The organism is Streptomyces sp. NPDC050997, from assembly GCF_040660135.1.
Taxonomy (GTDB): Bacteria; Actinomycetota; Actinomycetes; order Streptomycetales; family Streptomycetaceae; genus Streptomyces.
In genome coordinates, this window is record NZ_JBFAGK010000029.1 from 11,903 (window position 1) to 29,283 (window position 17,381).

Sequence of the window (17,381 nt, forward strand, 5' to 3'; positions counted from 1 at the left end):
GGGGCCGGGACCTGTCCGGCGGATCAGGTCACAGGAAGGTCGACGGCGCCCGATGGACGCCGGTGAGCGGGGGCAGACGCACGTGCCGGCCCCCGCGCCTGCGGCATGATCTGCCGGACAGGCCCTCAGTACGGCACACCGGCACGACGTCAGTACGGCACACCGGCACGACGTCCGAGCACAGCGCAGGGAGCAGACGCAGCAGTGACCGTTCAGCAGGCAGTGGGTCCGGACCCGTACTTCCCGGCCAACGGTGATCCCCGCTATCGGGTGCACCGCTACGAACTCGCGCTGGACTACCGCCCGGCTCCCAACCGGCTGGCGGGGACGGCCCGGATCAACGCCATAGCGGGACGGTCGCCGCTGGCCGAGTTCCAGCTCAACCTGTCCGACTTCAAGATCGGCCGGGTCCGGGTGGACGGCCGGCAGTCGCACTACACGCACCGGGGCGGCAGGCTGCGGGTGCGTCCGGCCAAGCCCGTCCGGCCCGGCGCCGCCTTCACCGTCGAGGTGCACTGGTCGGGAAACCCCAAGCCGGTGGACAGCCCCTGGGGCGGGCTCGGCTGGGAGGAGTTGGAGGACGGGGCGCTGGTCGCGAGCCAGCCGATCGGGGCGCCGTCCTGGTATCCGTGCAACGACCGGCCCGCCGACAAGGCGTCGTACCAGATCTCGATCACCACGCCGTCCGCGTACGCGGTGGTGGCGGGCGGGCGGCTGCTGACCCGGACGACGAAGGCCTCGACGACCACCTGGGTGTACGAGCAGGCGGCGCCCACGTCCAGCTATCTGGTCGGGCTGTCGATCGGCAAGTACCAGACGGTGCTGCTGGGCGATCCGGGGCCGGGCGGAGTGCCGCAGCACGGGCACATTCCGGCCCACCTGCTGCCGGAGTTCTCGCGGGACTTCGCGCGCCAGCCCCAGATGATGGACCTCTTCCAGGAGCTGTTCGGTCCCTACCCGTTCGACGAGTACGCGGTGGTGGTGACCGAGGAGGAGCTCGATGTCCCCGTCGAGGCACAGGGGTTGTCGCTGTTCGGCGCCAACCATGTGGACGGGGCGCGGGGTTCGGAACGGCTGGTGGCGCACGAGCTGGCGCACCAGTGGTTCGGCAACAGTGTGTCCATCGCCGACTGGCGGCACATCTGGCTGAACGAGGGGTTCGCGAAGTACGCCGAGTGGCTGTGGTCGGAGCGGTCGGGGGGCCGTACGGCCCATCAACTCGCCGCGGCGGCACACCGGTTGCTGTCCTCCCTGCCACAGGATCTGCGGCTGGCCGATCCGGGGCGCAAGTCGATGTTCGACGACCGGCTCTACCAGCGCGGCGGGCTGGCCCTGCACGCGGTGCGCTGCGCGGCGGGCGACGAGGCGTTCTTCCGGATACTGCGCGGGTGGGCGACGCTGCACCGGGGCGGAGCGGTGAGTACGACGACGTTCACGGCGCACGCGGCTCGTTTTGCCCCGGAGCCGCTGGACGAGGTGTTCGAGGCGTGGGTGTACGCGACGGCGCTGCCGCCGCTGCCGGTGCCGGACGCCCGGATACCGGCCCGTCCCACGCATCCGCCGACCAACGCCGGGCCTGTGTAGGGGTGTTGGCGGTCAGGGCCGGGTCGGCGCGGGCCCGCCGGTTCGGGTCGGTCGGCCGCTCGGTGCGGAACCGGTGGTGCCGTCGTACGGGGGTCCGGTGACGGACCGGTGGCCTGGCGTCGGGGGGCCGGCGGCACAATGGGCGCATGTCCCGACGCAGCACCCGCTCCGCCCGACCCGCCAGTAACTGCCCCTGTGGGCGTGCCGAGCCGTACGACGCGTGCTGCGGCCGGTTCCACGCGGGCGCCGCCGCTCCCACCGCCGAGGCGCTGATGCGGTCCCGCTACTGCGCCTTCGTGAAGGGGGACGCGGCGTATCTGCTGCGGACCTGGCATCCCCGGGCCCGGCCCGCGCGGGTCGACCTCGATCCGGGGACGCGGTGGACGGGGCTGGAGATCCTGGAGGCGACGGAGGGGTCCGCGTTCCACACCACGGGGACCGTGACCTTCCGGGCCTCGTTCCGGGGCGGGTCGCTGCACGAGCGCAGCCGGTTCGAGCGGGTACAGGGGGCCTGGGTGTACGTGGACGGGGAGTTCCTCGACCAGTAGCGGGCCGACCGGGGCGGGTCGGGGGCCGGTCGGGCTACGGCGCCAGGATGTCCAGTTCGTGGAGCGCGCCCACCGTGATCTGGCGGGTCAGCTCCTCCGCGCGCGCCGCGTCGCCCTCCCGGACCGCCTCGGCGACCTGGACGTGGAGGGTGACGGCGGGCGGGTCGGGGTCCTCGAACATGACCTCGTGCTGGGTTCGGCCCGCGAGGACCTCGGCGACGACGTCGCCGATGCGGGCGAACATCTCGTTGCCGGAGGCGTTGAGGATCACCCGGTGGAAGGCGATGTCGTGGAGGAGGTAGCCCTGTAGCTGGTGGCCGCGCGAGTGGGCCACCATGCCCAGGGCGCACTCGGTGAGTTCGGCGCACTGCTCCGCCGTGGCGTGTCGGGCGGCGAGGCCCGCGGCGACCGGTTCGATCGCCGAGCGCAGCATCGTGAGCGAGCGCAGCTGGCGCGGGCGGTCGGTGCCGGCCAGGCGCCAGCGGATGACCTGGGGGTCGTAGACGTTCCACTCGTTCGTGGGCAGCACGGTGACGCCCACCCGGCGGCGGGACTCGACCAGGTGCATGGACTCCAGGACCCGCACCGCCTCGCGCATCACGGAACGTGAGACGTCGAAACGCTGGGCGAGTTCGTCCGTGCGCAGGACACTGCCCGGCTGGTACTCACCCGCGGTGATCGCCGGGCCGAGGGTGTCCAGGACCTGGCCATGCAGCCCCCGGCCTGATGTGCTCATGCACTCAGCGTACGGGGCACGCCGCACGCCGTAGGAACAAAAGGTCAGACTTATTTGTCACAGAGACTTGAATTCGTCGTACCTAATAGGTTTCAGTGTGGCCGACGTCAGATGTCGACGTCGGATGTCGAAGAAGACAGCGAGGCACTCATGCGTACCCCTCACGTCGTCGTGGTGATGGGCGTCGCCGGCACGGGCAAGACCACGATCGGTCCCCTGCTCGCGGCCCGGCTGGGCGTCCCGTACGCCGAGGGCGACGACTTCCATCCGCAGGCCAACATCGACAAGATGTCGGCCGGCACCCCGCTCGAGGACGCGGACCGGTGGCCGTGGCTGGACGCCATCGGGGACTGGGCACACGGGCGGGCCGGGCTCGGCGGGGTGGTGAGCTGTTCGGCGCTGAAGCGGTCGTACCGTGACCGGCTCAGGGCCTCGGCCCCGGGTGCCGTGTTCGTGCACCTCGCGGGCGACCGGGCGCTGATCGAGGACCGTATGACGCATCGGCAGGGTCACTTCATGCCGACCGCGCTGCTGGACTCCCAGTTCGCCACGCTCCAGCCGCTCGGCGCGGACGAGGCCGGGGTCGTCGTGGACGTCATCGGCAGTCCGGAGGAGATCACCGAACGGGCGGCCGACGCGCTGGACACCGTCCCGGACACGTCCTCCGCGCCCGCGGGCGCCCTCCCCGAAACGTCCCTTTCCGAAGCGTCCCTTCCCGACGCACCTCAGTAACACCCCCTGGTAGCACCCCTCCCCCATCCCCGTACTTGCAAGGGAACTCCCCCGTGACCAGACTCAGGGTCGAGATACTGGCAGCGGACGCACCCGAGCCGATCACCTCGGCCGGCCATGCTCAGCTGGGTATCGCCGTTCTGGCGGGCATCGCCGTCATCGTCCTGCTCATCACCAAGTTCAAGCTCCACGCCTTCCTGTCGCTGACCCTCGGGACGCTGGCGCTCGGCGCGTTCGCCGGGGCCCCGCTCGACAAGACGATCCTCAGCTTCACCACCGGACTCGGGTCGACGGTGGCCGGCGTCGGCGTGCTCATAGCCCTGGGCGCGATCCTCGGCAAGATGCTCGCCGACTCCGGGGGCGCCGACCAGATCGTCGACACGATCCTGGCTCGGGCCAGCGGCCGCACCATGCCGTGGGCGATGGTGCTGATCGCCTCGGTGATCGGTCTGCCGCTGTTCTTCGAGGTCGGCGTGGTGCTGATGATCCCGGTCGTCCTCATGGTCGCCAAGCGGGGCAACTACTCGCTGATGCGGATCGGCATCCCGGCGCTCGCGGGCCTGTCCGTGATGCACGGCCTGGTCCCGCCGCACCCCGGCCCGCTGGTCGCGATCGACGCGGTCCAGGCCAACCTCGGCGTCACCCTGGCGCTCGGCGTCCTGGTCGCCATTCCGACCGTGATCATCGCCGGTCCGCTGTTCTCGAAGGTCGCCGCCCGCTGGGTGGACGTCCCGGCTCCGGACCGGATGGTCCCGCAGCGCGCCTCCGAGGAACTTGAGCGGCGTCCCAGCTTCGGCGCGACCCTGGCCACGATCCTGCTGCCGGTCGTCCTGATGCTGGCCAAGGCGCTGGTCGACATCGTCATCGATGACCCCGAGAACACCGTTCAGCGTGTCTTCGACGTCGCCGGCTCCCCGCTGATCGCGCTGCTCGCCGCTGTGCTGGTGGGCATCTTCACGCTGCTGCGGCCCGCCGGGTTCGCCAAGGAGCGGGTTTCGCAGCTGGTCGAGAAGGGGCTCGCGCCCATCGCGGGCATCCTGCTGATCGTCGGCGCGGGCGGCGGCTTCAAGCAGACGCTGATCGACTCCGGCGTCGGCCAGATGGTCCTGGACATCTCCAAGGACTGGTCGATCCCGGCGCTGCTGCTGGCCTGGCTGATCGCGGTGGCGATACGGCTGGCGACCGGTTCGGCGACCGTGGCGACCATCTCGGCGGCCGGCCTGGTCGCCCCACTCGCGGCCGACATGTCGACGACCCACACCGCCCTGCTCGTCCTCGCCATCGGCGCCGGCTCGCTGTTCTTCAGCCATGTCAACGACGCCGGGTTCTGGCTGGTGAAGGAGTACTTCGGCCTCAGCGTCGGCCAGACCGTCAAGACCTGGTCGGTCATGGAGACGATCATCTCCGTGGTCGGGGGCGGCCTGGTCCTGCTCCTTTCCCTGATTATCTAGGAGTACGGCGACGAGTCACCCCCTGTTCGGCATCAGCGGCCTCGCGGAGGCGGGCTGCCGGGTCGTCCTCGACGGACGGGACGGCGAACGCCTCACCGAGGCCGCCGCGCTGCTGCCCGGCGACGTCCACATGGTCGTGTTCGACGTGACCGTCGGCCCGTCGGTCGCCGCCGGGATCGCTGATGTCGAACAGCGGGTGGGCACACCCTGAGACCTCACAGCGGGTACCGACCGGCGCGCCCGCTATCCCTGCTGCTGCGGGATCAACGCCGCCGCGGGGGCCAGCGCCCGGCCGCCGTCCCCGCCGCCGTTCTGGCCGCCGTCCTGGCCATCAGCGACCTGGCCGTCGGCGAGCGTCGCATCGTGCACCGGCATGTCGTCGCGAATCAGGTTCTCGCGGATGAGGACGGCCGCCGTGGCGCCGCCGCTCGGCGAGGAGCGCAGTTCGACTCTCAGGCCCTGCCGGGCGGCGATGCGGTTGACCACGAAGAGTCCGATCTGCTTGGCGTCCAGCAGGTCGACGTCCTCGGACTGGATCTTGCGGTTGGCCTCGGCCAGCGCCTCCTCGTTCATGCCGAAGCCGCTGTCCTCGATCTCGATGAGGAGGCCGTCGCGCAACCTGGCGGCCCGCAACCGGACATGCGCGCTGGGCGGTGAGAACGAGGCCGCGTTCTCGACGAGTTCGGAGAGCAGGTGGATGACGTCGGCCACGGCGCCGCCGTTGAGGGAGACCCGCGGTAGGGGCCAGATCTGGACCCGGCCCGGCTGCTCGATCTCCGCGACGGCGGCCCGCAACACGTCCGCCAGCGGGATGGGGTCGCGCCAGCCGCGTCCGGGCGCGATGCCGGACAGGATGAGCAGGCTCTCGGAGTGGCGGCGCATCCGGGTGGCGAGGTAGTCGATCTGGTACAGCTCCTGCACCTCGGCCGGGTCGCGCGGGCGCTGCTCCAGTTGGTGGAGCAGGTCGAGTTGGCGGTGCAGCAGCACCTGGCTGCGGCGGGCGAGGCTGACGTACACCCCGGAGATGCCGCTGAGCAGTTCGGCGCGCTCGGAGGCGGCCTTCAGCGCGGCCCGCTGCACCGCGGTCAGTGCCGTGCCCACCTGGGCGAGTTCATCGCCGACGAGGCGGCGCATCGGGGCCTCGGCGTCGATGTCCACGCCCTGTCCGGCGTGCAGTCTGCGCATCGCCCGCGGCAGTCGGCGCCCGGCGACTTCGAGGGCGTCGTTGCGCAGGTCGAGCAGTTCGACGATGAGCCCCCGGCCGACGCCCACGGACACGAGCAGCGACAGCAGCAGGCCCACAAGACCGAGGATGACGGCGATGCCGGAGGCGCCCAGCGTGCCCCAGCCGAACGGGTTCGCCTTGGCGGTGGCCCCCGTGCCGGCGCCCGACTCGGCCTCGGCGAGCCCCTTCAGCACGAGGTCGGCACCCTGGTCCCAGTCCCTCAGGAAGCCCGTGGAGAGGAAGGTGTTGGGCCCGGCACCTCGCACCCGGTCCTCACCGGCCGCGAGCCCGGCGTAACTCGCGCTCCGCAGCACCGTGTCGTACGCCGCCCGGTGGGCCGACTTCAGGTCGGCTACCGCGGGCTTCAGCAGCTCCCGTTGGGTGGCGACGGCGCCGACGAACAGCGAGTACTGGTCCGTGGTGAGCTTCCCGGCCCCGCTCCCCGCGGCGAGGAGGGCCTGTTCCTGGGCCACGGCCTCGCGGGCGCGGGCGAGTTCGAGGACGACCCGTGCCTCGGACGCGGCGTTGGTGCCGTTCTCGCCGGTGAGCGCGCCGGTGACGGCGAAGGCGTGCTCGATGACCGTCGAGTACGCGGTGAACGCCGTCTGGGGGGCGTCCTTCACGTCGGTCCGCGCGCGCAGCGCGGTGAGTCCCCGCGCGTCGGCCTCCAGGCGGTCGATGCGGGCGGGCAGCCCGGAGTCGAGGAGTTCGGCGTCCGCGGTGGCGGCGTCGGCGCCGTCACGGAAGGCGGTGGCGGCCGTGTCGCTGGTCCTGACCGCCGCCTTGAGCGCGTCGAGGCCGTCCGTGTCCCGGGTGGCCGCGTGGCGTGTGGCGGCGGTCCGTTCGGTCTGCAGTGCGGTGATGAACTCGTCGACCGGGGCGAGGAGTTCGGCGTTGACGTCCTTGACCCGCTCGGTGCCACCGATGTTGGAGGCCGTGGTCACCGCGGCGAAGCCCCACAGCGCCATGAGGGACACGATGGGCAGCATGAGCAGGGCGACGATCTTGGCACGGACCGATTTGGGGCGCAGCCGTTCCGTTGCATCGGTGACACGCATGGGATACCTCTCCGAGGGTGTGTGCGTTCGGCGCTGCGGGCTGCGGCTCAGGCGGTGGGGGCGGGAGCGGGCTCGGTGGTGGTCGCGGTGGAGAGCTCGACCTCGCGCAACAGTTCGGCGGTGACGGACTCGGCGCGCTTGCCGGTCGGAGAGAGCGCGACGTACGCGGAGGTGAGGAAGAGGAACGAACCGAGCACCACGGCGAGCGGGAAGAGGAACTCGGTGGCCGTGGCCCCGGACAGCTCCGCGCTGCTGGGAGCGAGACTGACGTCGACGGCGTACATGGCGGTGTAGTGCATGCTGCTGACCGCGAGCCCCATGACGAGCGCGGCGACGACGGTGAGGACGGGGCCGCGCACGATGAGGGTGAGGGTGAGCGCGGCGGTCGCGGCGACGACGGCGATCGCGACGGAGACGGCGACCAGGAGCGGGTCGTAGTCGACGGTGCCGTGCAGGTTGAGCGCGGCCATGCCGGTGTAGTGCATCGCGGCGACACCCAGTCCGGTACCGAGCCCGCCGAGCACCACCGACATCACGCGCGAGCGCCCGTACCCGGAGGTGAAGACACCGGCGCTGACCACGGCGATGGCGATGACGAGGCTGAGCACGGTGAGCGGGACGTCGTAGCGGATGGGGGTGCCCTTCACGCCGAAGCCCATCATCGCGACGAAGTGCATCGTCCAGATGCCGGAGCCGATCGCGAACGAGGCCAGCAGCAGCCAGTTCCGTTTCGAGGCCCCGTCGGCATCAAGGGCCCTGACGGTGCATCGCAGGCCGAGCGCCGAGCCGACGCAGGCCATGACGTAGGACAGGAGCGGCGTGACCCATCCGGCGCTGAAGTGGTCCATGTGTCCCACGGAAGACTCCTCTCGCCCGCCGGGCGGACAGCACAGCGCGCACAGTGGTACCGACGGAACCAAGGGATCCGGAGGAACCAGATCAAGCCACTGCTCGCCGGAGGTCGGTGAGGATTAACGTACTGCGGTGAGGGTTACAGCCCCGTTTGCGCGCAAGTGCTTCACATTCCCCTTACCCTGCCCACATCTTGACTGCCGAGGGGGTTCGCGCGCCCGCCCGCGGTCGTCGGCTCGGGCAGCGGACGGTCAGGAACGGCGGAGTTCCGTGCACCGCGAGCATGGCCGAAAAGTCTCCCCGGAAGGCGGTGTTGGAGGCCTCGTCGGCCGCGACGACGGCAGTTTCACGATCCGTCAGAAAACGACAGGCACGACAGGCACGACAGGCACGACAGGGAAGACAGGCACAACCGGCTAGGGGCGCCACAGCGGATGTTCCCGATCCGCCCAGTCCCGGCTGACCTTTCCCGTCCGCAGGCCCCGGCGGGCCTCCGGGTCGCCGAGTGCCATGCCGATGTGGCCGCCCAGAACGATGCCGATGGTGAGCGCGAGCCAGTCGTGGACGAAGGTCGCGCTGGTGCGCCACTGGATCGGGGTGAGGTGGGTGAACCACATCAGCAGTCCCGTGCCCAGCATCACCAGGGTGGCGCCGGCGATCCAGGCCGCGTAGACCTTCTGGCCCGCGTTGAACTTGCCGGCCGGGCGGGACGCGGACCGTTTGTCGCGGCGCAGGGCGGCACGCAGCCAGACGCGGTCGTGCGGGCCGAAGCGGTTCAGGAAGCGCAGGTCGGCGCGGAACGCGCGGGAGGCGAGGCCCGCCAGGACCGGCACCGGCAGGGCGAGTCCGGCCCACTCGTGGACGCGGACCACCAACTCGCGGCGGCCGACGAGTTCGGCGATCTGGGGGACGTACAGACAGGCGGCCGTCACCACGCACACGCCCATCAGCGCGGCCGTGGCGCGGTGCACCCACCGCTGGGCGCGGCCGAAGCGGCGGATACGGGACGCGTGCGGAGTCGGGGTGTCGGTTTCCAGGCTCATGGTCAACTCGTGGGCTTGTCGTCGCGGCCGTTCGAACGGCCGACCCAGGCGTCGACGTCGTAGCCGCGCTCCTCCCAGTAGCCGGGCTTCACGTCCTCGGTGACGGTGATGCCGGACAGCCACTTGGCGGACTTGTAGAAGTACATCGGCGCCACGTAGAGGCGGACCGGGCCGCCGTGGGAGTGGCCGATGTCCTTGTCCTGCATGCGCAGGGCGACCAGGACGTCCGCGCGGCGGGCCTGGTCGAGGGTGAGGCTCTCGGAGTACGCCCCGTCGAAGCAGGTGAAGCGCACCGCCCCGGCCGAGGGGCGCACTCCCGCGGCGTCCAGGAGCCGGGACAGGCGTACCCCCTCGAAGGGGGTGTCCGGGACCCGCCAGCCGGTGACGCACTGGACGTCCTTGATCATGCGGGTCTGCGGCAGCGCCCGCAGGTCGTCCAGCGTGTACGACCGCGGGTGGTCGACGAGGCCGCCGACGGTGAGGCGGTAGGTGGCCGCGGTCTTCTTCGGCACGGACGACGTGACGGAGTAGTAGCGGAAGCCGCCGCCGTTCGGGAGCAGGCCGGTCAGGCCGGTCGGGTCCTTGTCGGCTGCGCTGCCGAGGAAGGCCTCAAGGCCGCGTTGCAGGGTGGGTGCGGCGACCACGCCGAGCGCGCCCAGGCCGAGGGTGCCGAGGAGGACACGCCGGCCGATCGGCGCACCTCGCTCCTCGGGGCGTTCCGGGCTCGGCTCCTCGGGGCGGCGCATGCCGGGCTCCTCGGGGCGTTCCGGGCTCGGCTCCTCGGGGCGGCGCATGCCGGGCTCCTCGGCGCGGCTCGTGCCGGGTACCTCGGGGCGGCGCCTGCCGGGTTCCTCGGGCTGTTCGGAGTTCACCTCCTTATTCGAGCACTCGCGACCCCCGCCCGACCAGGGATCGCGGGTGCTCGTCAGAGTTCCGTAACCACTTCTCACCCTGCTCTCAGGGTCTACGACGGGTCTACGGCGTCCGCTCCGCCGCCTTCTCCAGCTGGAACGCCTCGTTGCCGAGCCCGATGCGGGCGTGCGCCTCGGGACGGCGGGCCCGCAGGACCACGCCCTGCACCAGGCCGATGATCAGGGCGAGAGCGATGATGCCGGGCAGGACCCAGCTGAGCGAGGAGTCCGGACCCGCCCCGACCAGGACGTCGAAGTCCTTGACCGTGTAGCCGGCGATCACCAGCAGGGCGACGCCCGCGACGGCGGAGGTGAGCAGCCGCCCGGCCTGGGCGCCCGCGGCCCCGCGCCGGGCGAAGAACACCACGACCGAGAACGAGGCCGCCGCCATCAGCACGATCACGCCGAGCGCCCCGATGTTGCCGAACCAGGTGAACAGGTGCAGGACGGGTCCGGTCGGATCGCCGGCCGGCTTGTCGTCGGCGACCGCGAAGGCGATCACGATCACCACGGAGACGGCCGTCTGGAGCAGCGACCCGGTGCCGGGGGCGCCGCTGGCGCCGGTCGTACGGCCGAACGCGGCCGGCAGCAGGCCTTCGCGGCCCATGGCGAAGGCGTACCGGGCGACGACGTTGTGGAAGCTGAGCAGGGCGGCGAACATGCCGGTCACGAACAGGATGTGCAGGACGTCGGTGAAGGTACCGCCGAGGCGGGACTCGGTGAGGGAGAACAGCAGTCCGGCGCTCTGCTTCTGCGACTCGCCGACGATGGCGGAGGGGCCGGCGGCGACGGTGAGGGCCCAGCTGCTGAGCGCGAAGAAGACGGCGACCCCGCCGACCGCGAGGAACATCACGCGCGGCACCAGGATGTGCGGCCTGCTGGTCTCCTCGGCGTACACGGGCGCCTGCTCGAAGCCGAGGAAGGCGGCGATGCAGAAGCACAGCGCGGTGCCGACCCCGGCGCCGCTGAGAGTGTCCGGGTTGAAGGCGTGCAGGGACAGGCCCTCCTTGCCGGGGTCGGCGACCGCCGCGATGTCGAAGATCACGACCAGGGCGACCTCGATGACCAGCAGAACGCCGAGCACGCGAGCGTTGACGTCGATCTTCAGCCAGCCGAGCGCGCCGACGGCCAGCGCGGCCAGCAGGGCCGGTATCCACCAGGCCACCTGGAGATCGGCATAGGTGGAGAACAGGCCGGAGACCTCGAAGCCGAAGATCCCGTAGATGCCGACCTGGAGGGCGTTGTAGGCGACGAGGGCGACGAGCGCCGCGCTCGCTCCCGCCGTGGCGCCGAGGCCGCGGGAGATGTACGCGTAGAAGGCGCCCGCGTTGTGGACGTGCCGGCTCATCTCCGCGTAGCCGACGCCGAACAGGACGAGGACCACGCCGAGGAGGACGAAGAGGAGCGGCTGTCCGACGATGCCCATCACCGCGAATGTGGTGGGCATGACACCCGCGACGACCATGAGGGGGGCGGTCGCGGCGAGGACGGAGAGCAGCAGGCCCCCGGTCCCGAGGCGGTCGGCGCGCAGGGCCCGCTCCTGGCCCTTGAACGTACTGATGCCGTCTCCGGTGGTTCTTGTGGTGTTGGAGCTGTCCGTTGTCACGGGGAAGACCGTCCTGTTCGGGGAAGGGGCGTTACGCCGTGCCGAGCGCGTGGTCGCGTGCGGCGCGGAAGGCGGTGTACGGCTCACGGTCCGGGTACGACCAGGGAGCCGGGGTGGGGTGCTCGCCGATGCGGTGGAACAGGGCGGCGGCCTCGGCGCCCCGGCCCTCGTGGACCTTGGCGTGGGCGAGGAAGTTGAGGTCGACCAGTCGGCGGGGGTGGCCCTCCTGCTCCCACTCCAGCCACCAGTCGAAGGCGGCCTTCATCACCTGCCGGGCCCGGCGGCCGGTCCAGTGGAGGGAGGCCGCCGGGTCGGGGGGCTCGTGGCCGGCGGCGGCTAGGGCGCGGTAGCGCTCGGCGTGCGCCACGACCGGCAGGATCGCGAGCGGGGAGTCGGCGGGTGCCTGTTCGGCGGCCCAGGCGGCGAACTCGTAGACCTCGTGCAACGGGTCCGGGCCGGCGTCGGCGCGGTGTTCGGCGAGGCGGGCGACCATCAGATGGTGGGCGTGGTGGTGGTCGGGGTGCCGGGCGCGGACCTCGCCGAACAGCCCGCCGACCTCGTCGGCGGAGCCCAGGGCGTGCTCCAGCAGGAGCAGCCCGAGCCAGGGGGTGGGGTCGGCGGGCGCGAGTGCGGCGGCGGACCGGCAGGCCTCGCGGGCCCGGGCGGGTCTCTCCTTGCCCCGCAGGGCGCCCCGGACCTGCGCGAGGGCGAGCAGGACGGCGGCGTCGGCGGAGTCGGGCTCGGCGAGCAGCCAGTCGCCCGCCCAGGCGGCGCAGTAGGGCTCCAGGGCGAGAACCGTCACCCGGTGCCCCCGGCGGTCCCAGTCGTCGCCCGTGGCGGCCAGCAGCGCGCGGGCCGCCTGCCATCGCCCCTGCGCCAAGGCGGCACGCGCGGACACGAGTTCGGTGTCGTCCAGGGCGGCGTCGAGCGCGTGGGCGGCGGCACGCTTGCGGCTGAGTCCTGACTTTCGGATCACGTCGGCTCCGCGGGACGGCGCCTGGAAGCGCGGATGAGAGGGGTCATGGGGATTCCCCCGGCCCGAGCGAGGCCGGGGGCCGGGGGGAGCGTGCGACTGCGGGGCGGCGAGGGGGGGGCCGACGCGATACCGGTCACCTTTCCTGGTGGGTGCGCGCCGGCCTCCTCGGCCAAGGTGTGATCCGAACGGCAGGCCTCGGGGCCGTGGGGCGGGGGTGGGGACACCGCGGGGACTTCCTCACGCGACGCGGCTCATGGTCGGTTGTGCCGACGTACCGGCCGGTCGCCTGGTCCGGACGTCGCGGCTCGTCGTCAGCTGATCACGCACAGCCAATCCCCAGCCAATGGTTTCCGTCAAGGCCCACAGGGACGTTACACGCGTCAACTCCTGTCATTCACAGGGGACTTGTGAATCACAGGACGGGGGCGGCCCCGAGTCAGGGGCGGTGTCTGTGGCGTACGCCATGGCGTCGATCGGCCCGGCATCGCACCATGGCAGGACGGACGCGGTCCCGCCTTCGATCGACCGGGCGGCGTGACCGAGTCGAACGCCCGAATCCGGGTACTCCCAGGGGCAAGCCGGGCCCTGGGCCGCTAAAGTCAGCCCCCTACGCACCCCGTGGCCCGGCCGGATGATCGAGGTACGCAGCGTGTCGGTACTGGTTCTTGTTCTCGCCGTGAGCGCGGCCTGCTGTCTGGGCTTCGGGTTCGTGCTCCAGCAGAACGCTGCCCGCCAGGCACCGCTGAGCGACTTCCTGTCGCCCCGACTCCTCCTGGACCTGATGAAGGTGCCGCGCTGGCTCGGCGGCATCGGTCTGATGGCGGCCGGCATGATCCTCGGCGCGATCGCGCTGGGCAAGGGCGAGATCTCCCTGGTGGAACCCCTCCTGGCGACGAACCTGCTGTTCGCCCTCGCCCTCTCCCGCAGGCAGAGCAAGCAGCCGGTGGGCCGCCAGGGCTGGGCCGGCCTTCTGCTGCTGGCCGGCGGGGTGACCGCGTTCATCGTGGCGGGCGAGCCACGCGGCGGCACCGCGGTCACCGACCCGCTGCGCCACTGGCTGATCATCGGCGTGATGATCGGCCTCGCGTTGCTGCTCACGACGCACGCGAAACACTCCCGGCTCAGCTCCGCCCCGGTACTGCTGGGGCTGGCGGCCGGTCTGCTGTACGGCGTGCAGGACGCCCTGACCCGGGTGACCGGGCAGCGGTTCTCGGAGGGCGGCCTCGTCGAGGTACTGACCGACTGGCAGCCGTACGCCGTACTCGTGCTCGGCGTCACCGGCCTGGTCCTGGTGCAGAGCGCGTTCGAGACGGCGCCCCTGCGCATGTCGCTGCCCGCCCTGACGGCGGCCCAGCCGCTGGCCGGGATCGTCTGCGGCGTCGGCTTCCTCGGCGACCGGCTGCGCACCGACACCGGCGCGCTGGCCTGGGAGGCGGCGGGGCTCGCGGCGATCGTGGCCGGCATCGTGCTGCTGGGCCTGCACCCGGCGATGCCGCGCGGCGCGACGCCGCCCGAGCGGACCCGGGACCTGCAGCCGCGCTGAGGTTGTATGGAGCCATGAGCGCTGCTGACGAGATCCTCGACATCGTCGACGAGAACGACCAGGTCATCGGGCAGTCCCCGCGCGGCGAGGCCTACGCGCAGGGCCTGCGCCACCGCTGCGTCTTCATCCAGGCCCGGGACGCGACGGGCCGGCTCTTCGTCCACCGCCGCACACCGACCAAGCTGGTCTTCCCCTCCCTGTACGACATGTTCGTCGGCGGAGTGGTCGGCGCGGGCGAGTCCTACGACGACGCGGCCCTGCGCGAGGCCGAGGAGGAACTGGGCGTGACGGGCCTGCCCCGCCCCGAACACCTCTTCAGGTTCCTCTACGACGACGGCGCCGGACGGACCTGGTGGTCGGCCGTGTACGAGGTCCGCTGCGACCTCCCGGTCAGCCCCCAGGTCGAGGAGGTGGCCTGGCACGCCTTCCTGCCCGAGGACGAGGTCGAGCGCCGCCTGCGGGAGTGGCAGTGGGTACCGGACGGGTTGGCGGCGTACGAGCGGCTGAAAGCGCACCGCTCGGCGGGGTGAGCGAGCCGATCGAGGGCCCGGGACAACCGACTGCCCGCGGCCGTTCGACGGCCCGAGCCACCATCAGCCCGTCCGGCGTTTGAGGACGAGGCCGTTCAGGCCGAAGCGGGGGCCCGGGGGCGGCAGCCCCCGTGGACGGCCACCCCAAGAGCCCGGCCCAAGCCCAGCGCAGCGGCCGGGTAGGGTCCACAACGTGATCGGTTTCGCACAGAACGTTCGGTTGTGGTTCGCCCCCCGGGATCTCCGGCAGGAGGGCGGCACCCCCGACTACCGCTTCTCCCTGGCGAACGAGCGCACCTTCCTCGCATGGCTGCGCACCGCGCTCGCTCTGATCGGCGGCGGCTTCGCCGTGGACCAGTTCCTGCCGGACCTGCGCTGGGGCTGGCGGGTCGGGCTCGCGCTGGCGCTGCTCGCGGCGGGCGTGCTGTGCTCGCTGCGGGCGGTCAACCACTGGGTGCGCTGCGAACGGGCCATGCGCCGGGGCGAGGACCTGCCGGTGTCCCGGTTCCCGGCGTTGCTGAGCCTGGCGGTCGCGGTCGTGGCCGTCGCGATGGTCTTCGTGGTGCTCGTCGGGTGGGAGGGGTGAGCGGGACGGCCCCCCAGGAGTGCGCGGACCGGGATCCCGGGCTCCAGCCGGAGCGGACCCGGCTCGCCTGGCGGCGTACGACCCTGTCCAGCACGGTGGCCGCCCTGCTGGCCATGAAGACCGCGCTGCACGGCGGGGCCTCGGTGGCCTCTGTCACCGTCTGCGCGCTGTGCGGCGCCCTGTGGCTGGGCTTCCTGCTCGTCGCCCACCGCCGAATCCAAGTCCTGTCGGCGACGAGCCACCCCACGGCGATGACCCCGCGGCACGCGACGACGGGGGCGCTCCTGACGGTGGCGCTGGCCGTCTGCGCGGTGGCGCTCGTCTTCTAGCCACTCCCCAGCCGCCATTCCAGCCGCTCCCGAGGGGTTCCGGGGCGACCGGTCCGGGCCCACCCGCCCGCCCCGGACGCCACGAGGGACGAATCGCCGGATATGCGCCGCGCCCATGGCAGCCTGTCCGAGGTCATCACCCCCCACCTTCGAAGGTGAGCACCATGACCACCCCCCACCAGGAACACCTTTCCCACCCGCACACCCACGGCCCGGGTTGCGGGCACACCGAGGTGCCGCACGACGATCACCTCGACTACGCGCACGACGGGCATCTGCACCGCGAGCACGGCGGCCACTGGGACGAGTGCGAGCCCGCCGAACATGTCTCGCACCAGGGCCACGATCACCGGCACGGGCAGGATTGCGGGCACGACAGCGTGCTGCACGGCGACCACGTCGACTACCTCCACGACGGCCACCGGCACGCCGAGCACGAAGGCCACTGGGACGACCACTGAGCCGGCCCGCCTGACCGAAACGGCCTGCCGACAGCTCCCCGCCGCGCCCGGTGGGGAGCTGTCGGCCTATCGTGGCTCCGATCACGTTCCGCGCCCGCCCTGGACGACATACCGACCGGTCGGCATCATGGAGCAGTCCCGTTCACGCGCCCGCGGACCCGTGCACACGCACACGTAAGGAGCATCGATGAGCCCCGACCACCCGCCAGGACTCGATCTGGACCGGCTGCACGCCCTGCTCGACCGTGAGCGGCCCGGCCTGGTGCAGGGCCCGCTGACCGGCCGGCTGATCGAGGGCGGACGGTCGAACCTCACGTACGCGGTCTCCGACGGCGGCGCGAAGTGGGTCGTACGACGGCCCCCGCTCGGCCATGTCCTGGCGACCGCGCACGACATGAGGCGCGAGCACCGGGTCATCAGCGCGCTGCACCCGACCGATGTACCGGTGCCGCGCCCGGTGCTGCTGTGCGAGGACGAGGAGGTGCTGGGCTCGCCCTTCTACGTCATGGAGTTCGTGGAGGGCACCCCGTACCGCACCGCCGACCAGCTGGCCCCGCTCGGCCCCGCGCGTACCCGGGACGCCGTCCTCGCGCTGGTCGACACGCTCGTAGAGCTGCACGCGGTGGATCCCGGCGCGGTGGGTCTCGCCGACTTCGGCCGGCCCGAGGGTTTCCTGGACCGTCAACTGCGGCGCTGGGGCAAGCAGTTGGACGCCTCCCGCAACCGCGAGCTGGCCGGGATCGACGAGCTGCACGCGGCGCTCGGTCGCGCCCTGCCGCCCTCTCCCGCCCCGGCGGTCGTGCATGGCGACTACCGGCTCGACAACGTGCTGATCGGCGAGGGCGACCGGATCAAGGCCATCCTCGACTGGGAGATGTCGACGCTCGGCGATCCGCTGACCGACCTGGGTCTGCTGGTGATGTACAGCATGCCGCTCGGTATGCCCGACTCGCCGGTGTCGACGACCGCCGAGGCCCCCGGGCACCCGGATCCGGCCGAACTGATCGAGCGGTACGCGGCGCGCTCGGGCCGCGACGTCTCCGCGGTCTCCTGGTACACGGCGTTCGCCTGGTTCAAACTCGCCGTGATCCTGGAGGGCATCCACTACCGCTACACCCTGGGCCAGACCGTCGGCCGCGGCTTCGACCGCATCGGCGACCTGGTCCCCGTCTTCATCGAGCACGGCCTGACCACCCTTCAGGAAGGCTGA

Annotated in this window: 17 protein-coding genes and 1 pseudogene; 11 read left to right on the forward strand and 7 right to left on the reverse strand. The window is 71.8% G+C overall.

The annotated features are described in order from the left end of the window. Positions 1–204 precede the first annotated feature (204 nt). Together AB0H86_RS39665 and AB0H86_RS39670 are read left to right on the forward strand one after the other, a co-directional pair. Positions 205–1,584 (forward strand): M1 family metallopeptidase, encoded by a 1,380-nt coding sequence (locus AB0H86_RS39665; protein WP_362450242.1) that lies wholly within the window; start codon positions 205–207, stop codon positions 1,582–1,584. A gap of 146 nt (positions 1,585–1,730) precedes the next feature. Continuing rightward, on the forward strand, positions 1,731–2,132 hold the full coding sequence (locus AB0H86_RS39670) for a YchJ family metal-binding protein (RefSeq protein ID WP_362450245.1): 402 nt from the start codon (positions 1,731–1,733) through the stop codon (positions 2,130–2,132). 34 nt (positions 2,133–2,166) lie between these two features. Here AB0H86_RS39670 and AB0H86_RS39675 read toward each other — a convergent pair whose 3' ends face one another. Continuing rightward, complete coding sequence (locus AB0H86_RS39675; protein WP_362450247.1) at positions 2,167–2,868, reverse strand: FadR/GntR family transcriptional regulator; 702 nt, start codon at positions 2,866–2,868, stop codon at positions 2,167–2,169. A 150-nt stretch (positions 2,869–3,018) separates the two neighbouring features. Between AB0H86_RS39675 and AB0H86_RS39680 the strand changes: the two genes are divergently transcribed. From AB0H86_RS39680 to AB0H86_RS39690, 3 genes and pseudogenes are all read left to right on the forward strand, one after another. Further along, complete coding sequence (locus tag AB0H86_RS39680; RefSeq protein WP_362450249.1) at positions 3,019–3,600, forward strand: gluconokinase; 582 nt, start codon at positions 3,019–3,021, stop codon at positions 3,598–3,600. A gap of 53 nt (positions 3,601–3,653) precedes the next feature. Next, on the forward strand, positions 3,654–5,051 hold the full coding sequence (locus tag AB0H86_RS39685) for a gluconate:H+ symporter (protein ID WP_362450251.1): 1,398 nt from the start codon (positions 3,654–3,656) through the stop codon (positions 5,049–5,051). Positions 5,052–5,088: 37 nt separating this feature from the next. Then, positions 5,089–5,259, forward strand: a pseudogene (locus AB0H86_RS39690) (gluconate 5-dehydrogenase); the annotation flags it as partial. Positions 5,260–5,294: 35 nt separating this feature from the next. Here AB0H86_RS39690 and AB0H86_RS39695 read toward each other — a convergent pair. The 6 genes from AB0H86_RS39695 to AB0H86_RS39720 form a co-directional block, all read right to left on the reverse strand. Continuing rightward, the gene (locus tag AB0H86_RS39695; RefSeq protein WP_362450253.1) at positions 5,295–7,334 is read right to left on the reverse strand and encodes a nitrate- and nitrite sensing domain-containing protein; all 2,040 of its coding nucleotides are present in this window, start codon (positions 7,332–7,334) and stop codon (positions 5,295–5,297) included. 47 nt (positions 7,335–7,381) lie between these two features. Further along, the gene (locus AB0H86_RS39700; RefSeq protein WP_362450255.1) at positions 7,382–8,191 is read right to left on the reverse strand and encodes an MHYT domain-containing protein; all 810 of its coding nucleotides are present in this window, start codon (positions 8,189–8,191) and stop codon (positions 7,382–7,384) included. 411 nt (positions 8,192–8,602) lie between these two features. Further along, entirely contained in the window at positions 8,603–9,229 is a 627-nt protein-coding gene (locus tag AB0H86_RS39705; protein ID WP_362450257.1) for a cytochrome b/b6 domain-containing protein, read from the reverse strand. A 2-nt stretch (positions 9,230–9,231) separates the two neighbouring features. Continuing rightward, positions 9,232–9,975, reverse strand: coding sequence for a molybdopterin-dependent oxidoreductase (locus tag AB0H86_RS39710; protein WP_362450437.1), 744 nt, complete (start codon positions 9,973–9,975; stop codon positions 9,232–9,234). Positions 9,976–10,204: 229 nt separating this feature from the next. Further along, entirely contained in the window at positions 10,205–11,746 is a 1,542-nt protein-coding gene (locus tag AB0H86_RS39715) for an APC family permease (protein ID WP_362450259.1), read from the reverse strand. A gap of 31 nt (positions 11,747–11,777) precedes the next feature. Next, on the reverse strand, positions 11,778–12,722 hold the full coding sequence (locus AB0H86_RS39720) for a hypothetical protein (protein WP_362450262.1): 945 nt from the start codon (positions 12,720–12,722) through the stop codon (positions 11,778–11,780). Between the two features lie 649 nt (positions 12,723–13,371). Between AB0H86_RS39720 and AB0H86_RS39725 the strand changes: the two genes are divergently transcribed. From AB0H86_RS39725 to AB0H86_RS39750, 6 genes are all read left to right on the forward strand, one after another. After that, positions 13,372–14,265, forward strand: a complete 894-nt coding sequence (locus AB0H86_RS39725; RefSeq protein ID WP_362450263.1) for a DMT family transporter — start codon at positions 13,372–13,374, stop codon at positions 14,263–14,265. 14 nt (positions 14,266–14,279) lie between these two features. Beyond that, on the forward strand, positions 14,280–14,795 hold the full coding sequence (locus AB0H86_RS39730; RefSeq protein ID WP_362450265.1) for an NUDIX domain-containing protein: 516 nt from the start codon (positions 14,280–14,282) through the stop codon (positions 14,793–14,795). Between the two features lie 193 nt (positions 14,796–14,988). Further along, positions 14,989–15,381, forward strand: a complete 393-nt coding sequence (locus AB0H86_RS39735; RefSeq protein WP_362450267.1) for a DUF202 domain-containing protein — start codon at positions 14,989–14,991, stop codon at positions 15,379–15,381. After that, the gene (locus AB0H86_RS39740; protein ID WP_362450270.1) at positions 15,378–15,710 is read left to right on the forward strand and encodes a DUF202 domain-containing protein; all 333 of its coding nucleotides are present in this window, start codon (positions 15,378–15,380) and stop codon (positions 15,708–15,710) included. Before AB0H86_RS39735 ends, AB0H86_RS39740 begins: the two co-directional genes overlap by 4 nt. 164 nt (positions 15,711–15,874) lie before the next feature. Then, complete coding sequence (locus AB0H86_RS39745; protein WP_362450273.1) at positions 15,875–16,171, forward strand: hypothetical protein; 297 nt, start codon at positions 15,875–15,877, stop codon at positions 16,169–16,171. Positions 16,172–16,358: 187 nt separating this feature from the next. Further along, entirely contained in the window at positions 16,359–17,381 is a 1,023-nt protein-coding gene (locus AB0H86_RS39750) for a phosphotransferase family protein (RefSeq protein ID WP_362450275.1), read from the forward strand.

Excerpts from the sequence above, each read along its gene's own strand:
- AB0H86_RS39710 (WP_362450437.1), bottom strand. The coding sequence starts at position 9,975 with ATGCGCCGCCCCGAGGAGCCGAGCCCGGAACGCCCCGAGGAGCGAGGT.
- AB0H86_RS39680 (WP_362450249.1), top strand. The coding sequence starts at position 3,019 with ATGCGTACCCCTCACGTCGTCGTGGTGATGGGCGTCGCCGGCACGGGC.
- AB0H86_RS39670 (WP_362450245.1), top strand. The coding sequence starts at position 1,731 with ATGTCCCGACGCAGCACCCGCTCCGCCCGACCCGCCAGTAACTGCCCC.
- AB0H86_RS39675 (WP_362450247.1), bottom strand. The coding sequence starts at position 2,868 with ATGAGCACATCAGGCCGGGGGCTGCATGGCCAGGTCCTGGACACCCTC.
- AB0H86_RS39750 (WP_362450275.1), top strand. The coding sequence starts at position 16,359 with ATGAGCCCCGACCACCCGCCAGGACTCGATCTGGACCGGCTGCACGCC.
- AB0H86_RS39730 (WP_362450265.1), top strand. The coding sequence starts at position 14,280 with ATGAGCGCTGCTGACGAGATCCTCGACATCGTCGACGAGAACGACCAG.
- AB0H86_RS39695 (WP_362450253.1), bottom strand. The coding sequence starts at position 7,334 with ATGCGTGTCACCGATGCAACGGAACGGCTGCGCCCCAAATCGGTCCGT.
- AB0H86_RS39745 (WP_362450273.1), top strand. The coding sequence starts at position 15,875 with ATGACCACCCCCCACCAGGAACACCTTTCCCACCCGCACACCCACGGC.
- AB0H86_RS39705 (WP_362450257.1), bottom strand. The coding sequence starts at position 9,229 with ATGAGCCTGGAAACCGACACCCCGACTCCGCACGCGTCCCGTATCCGC.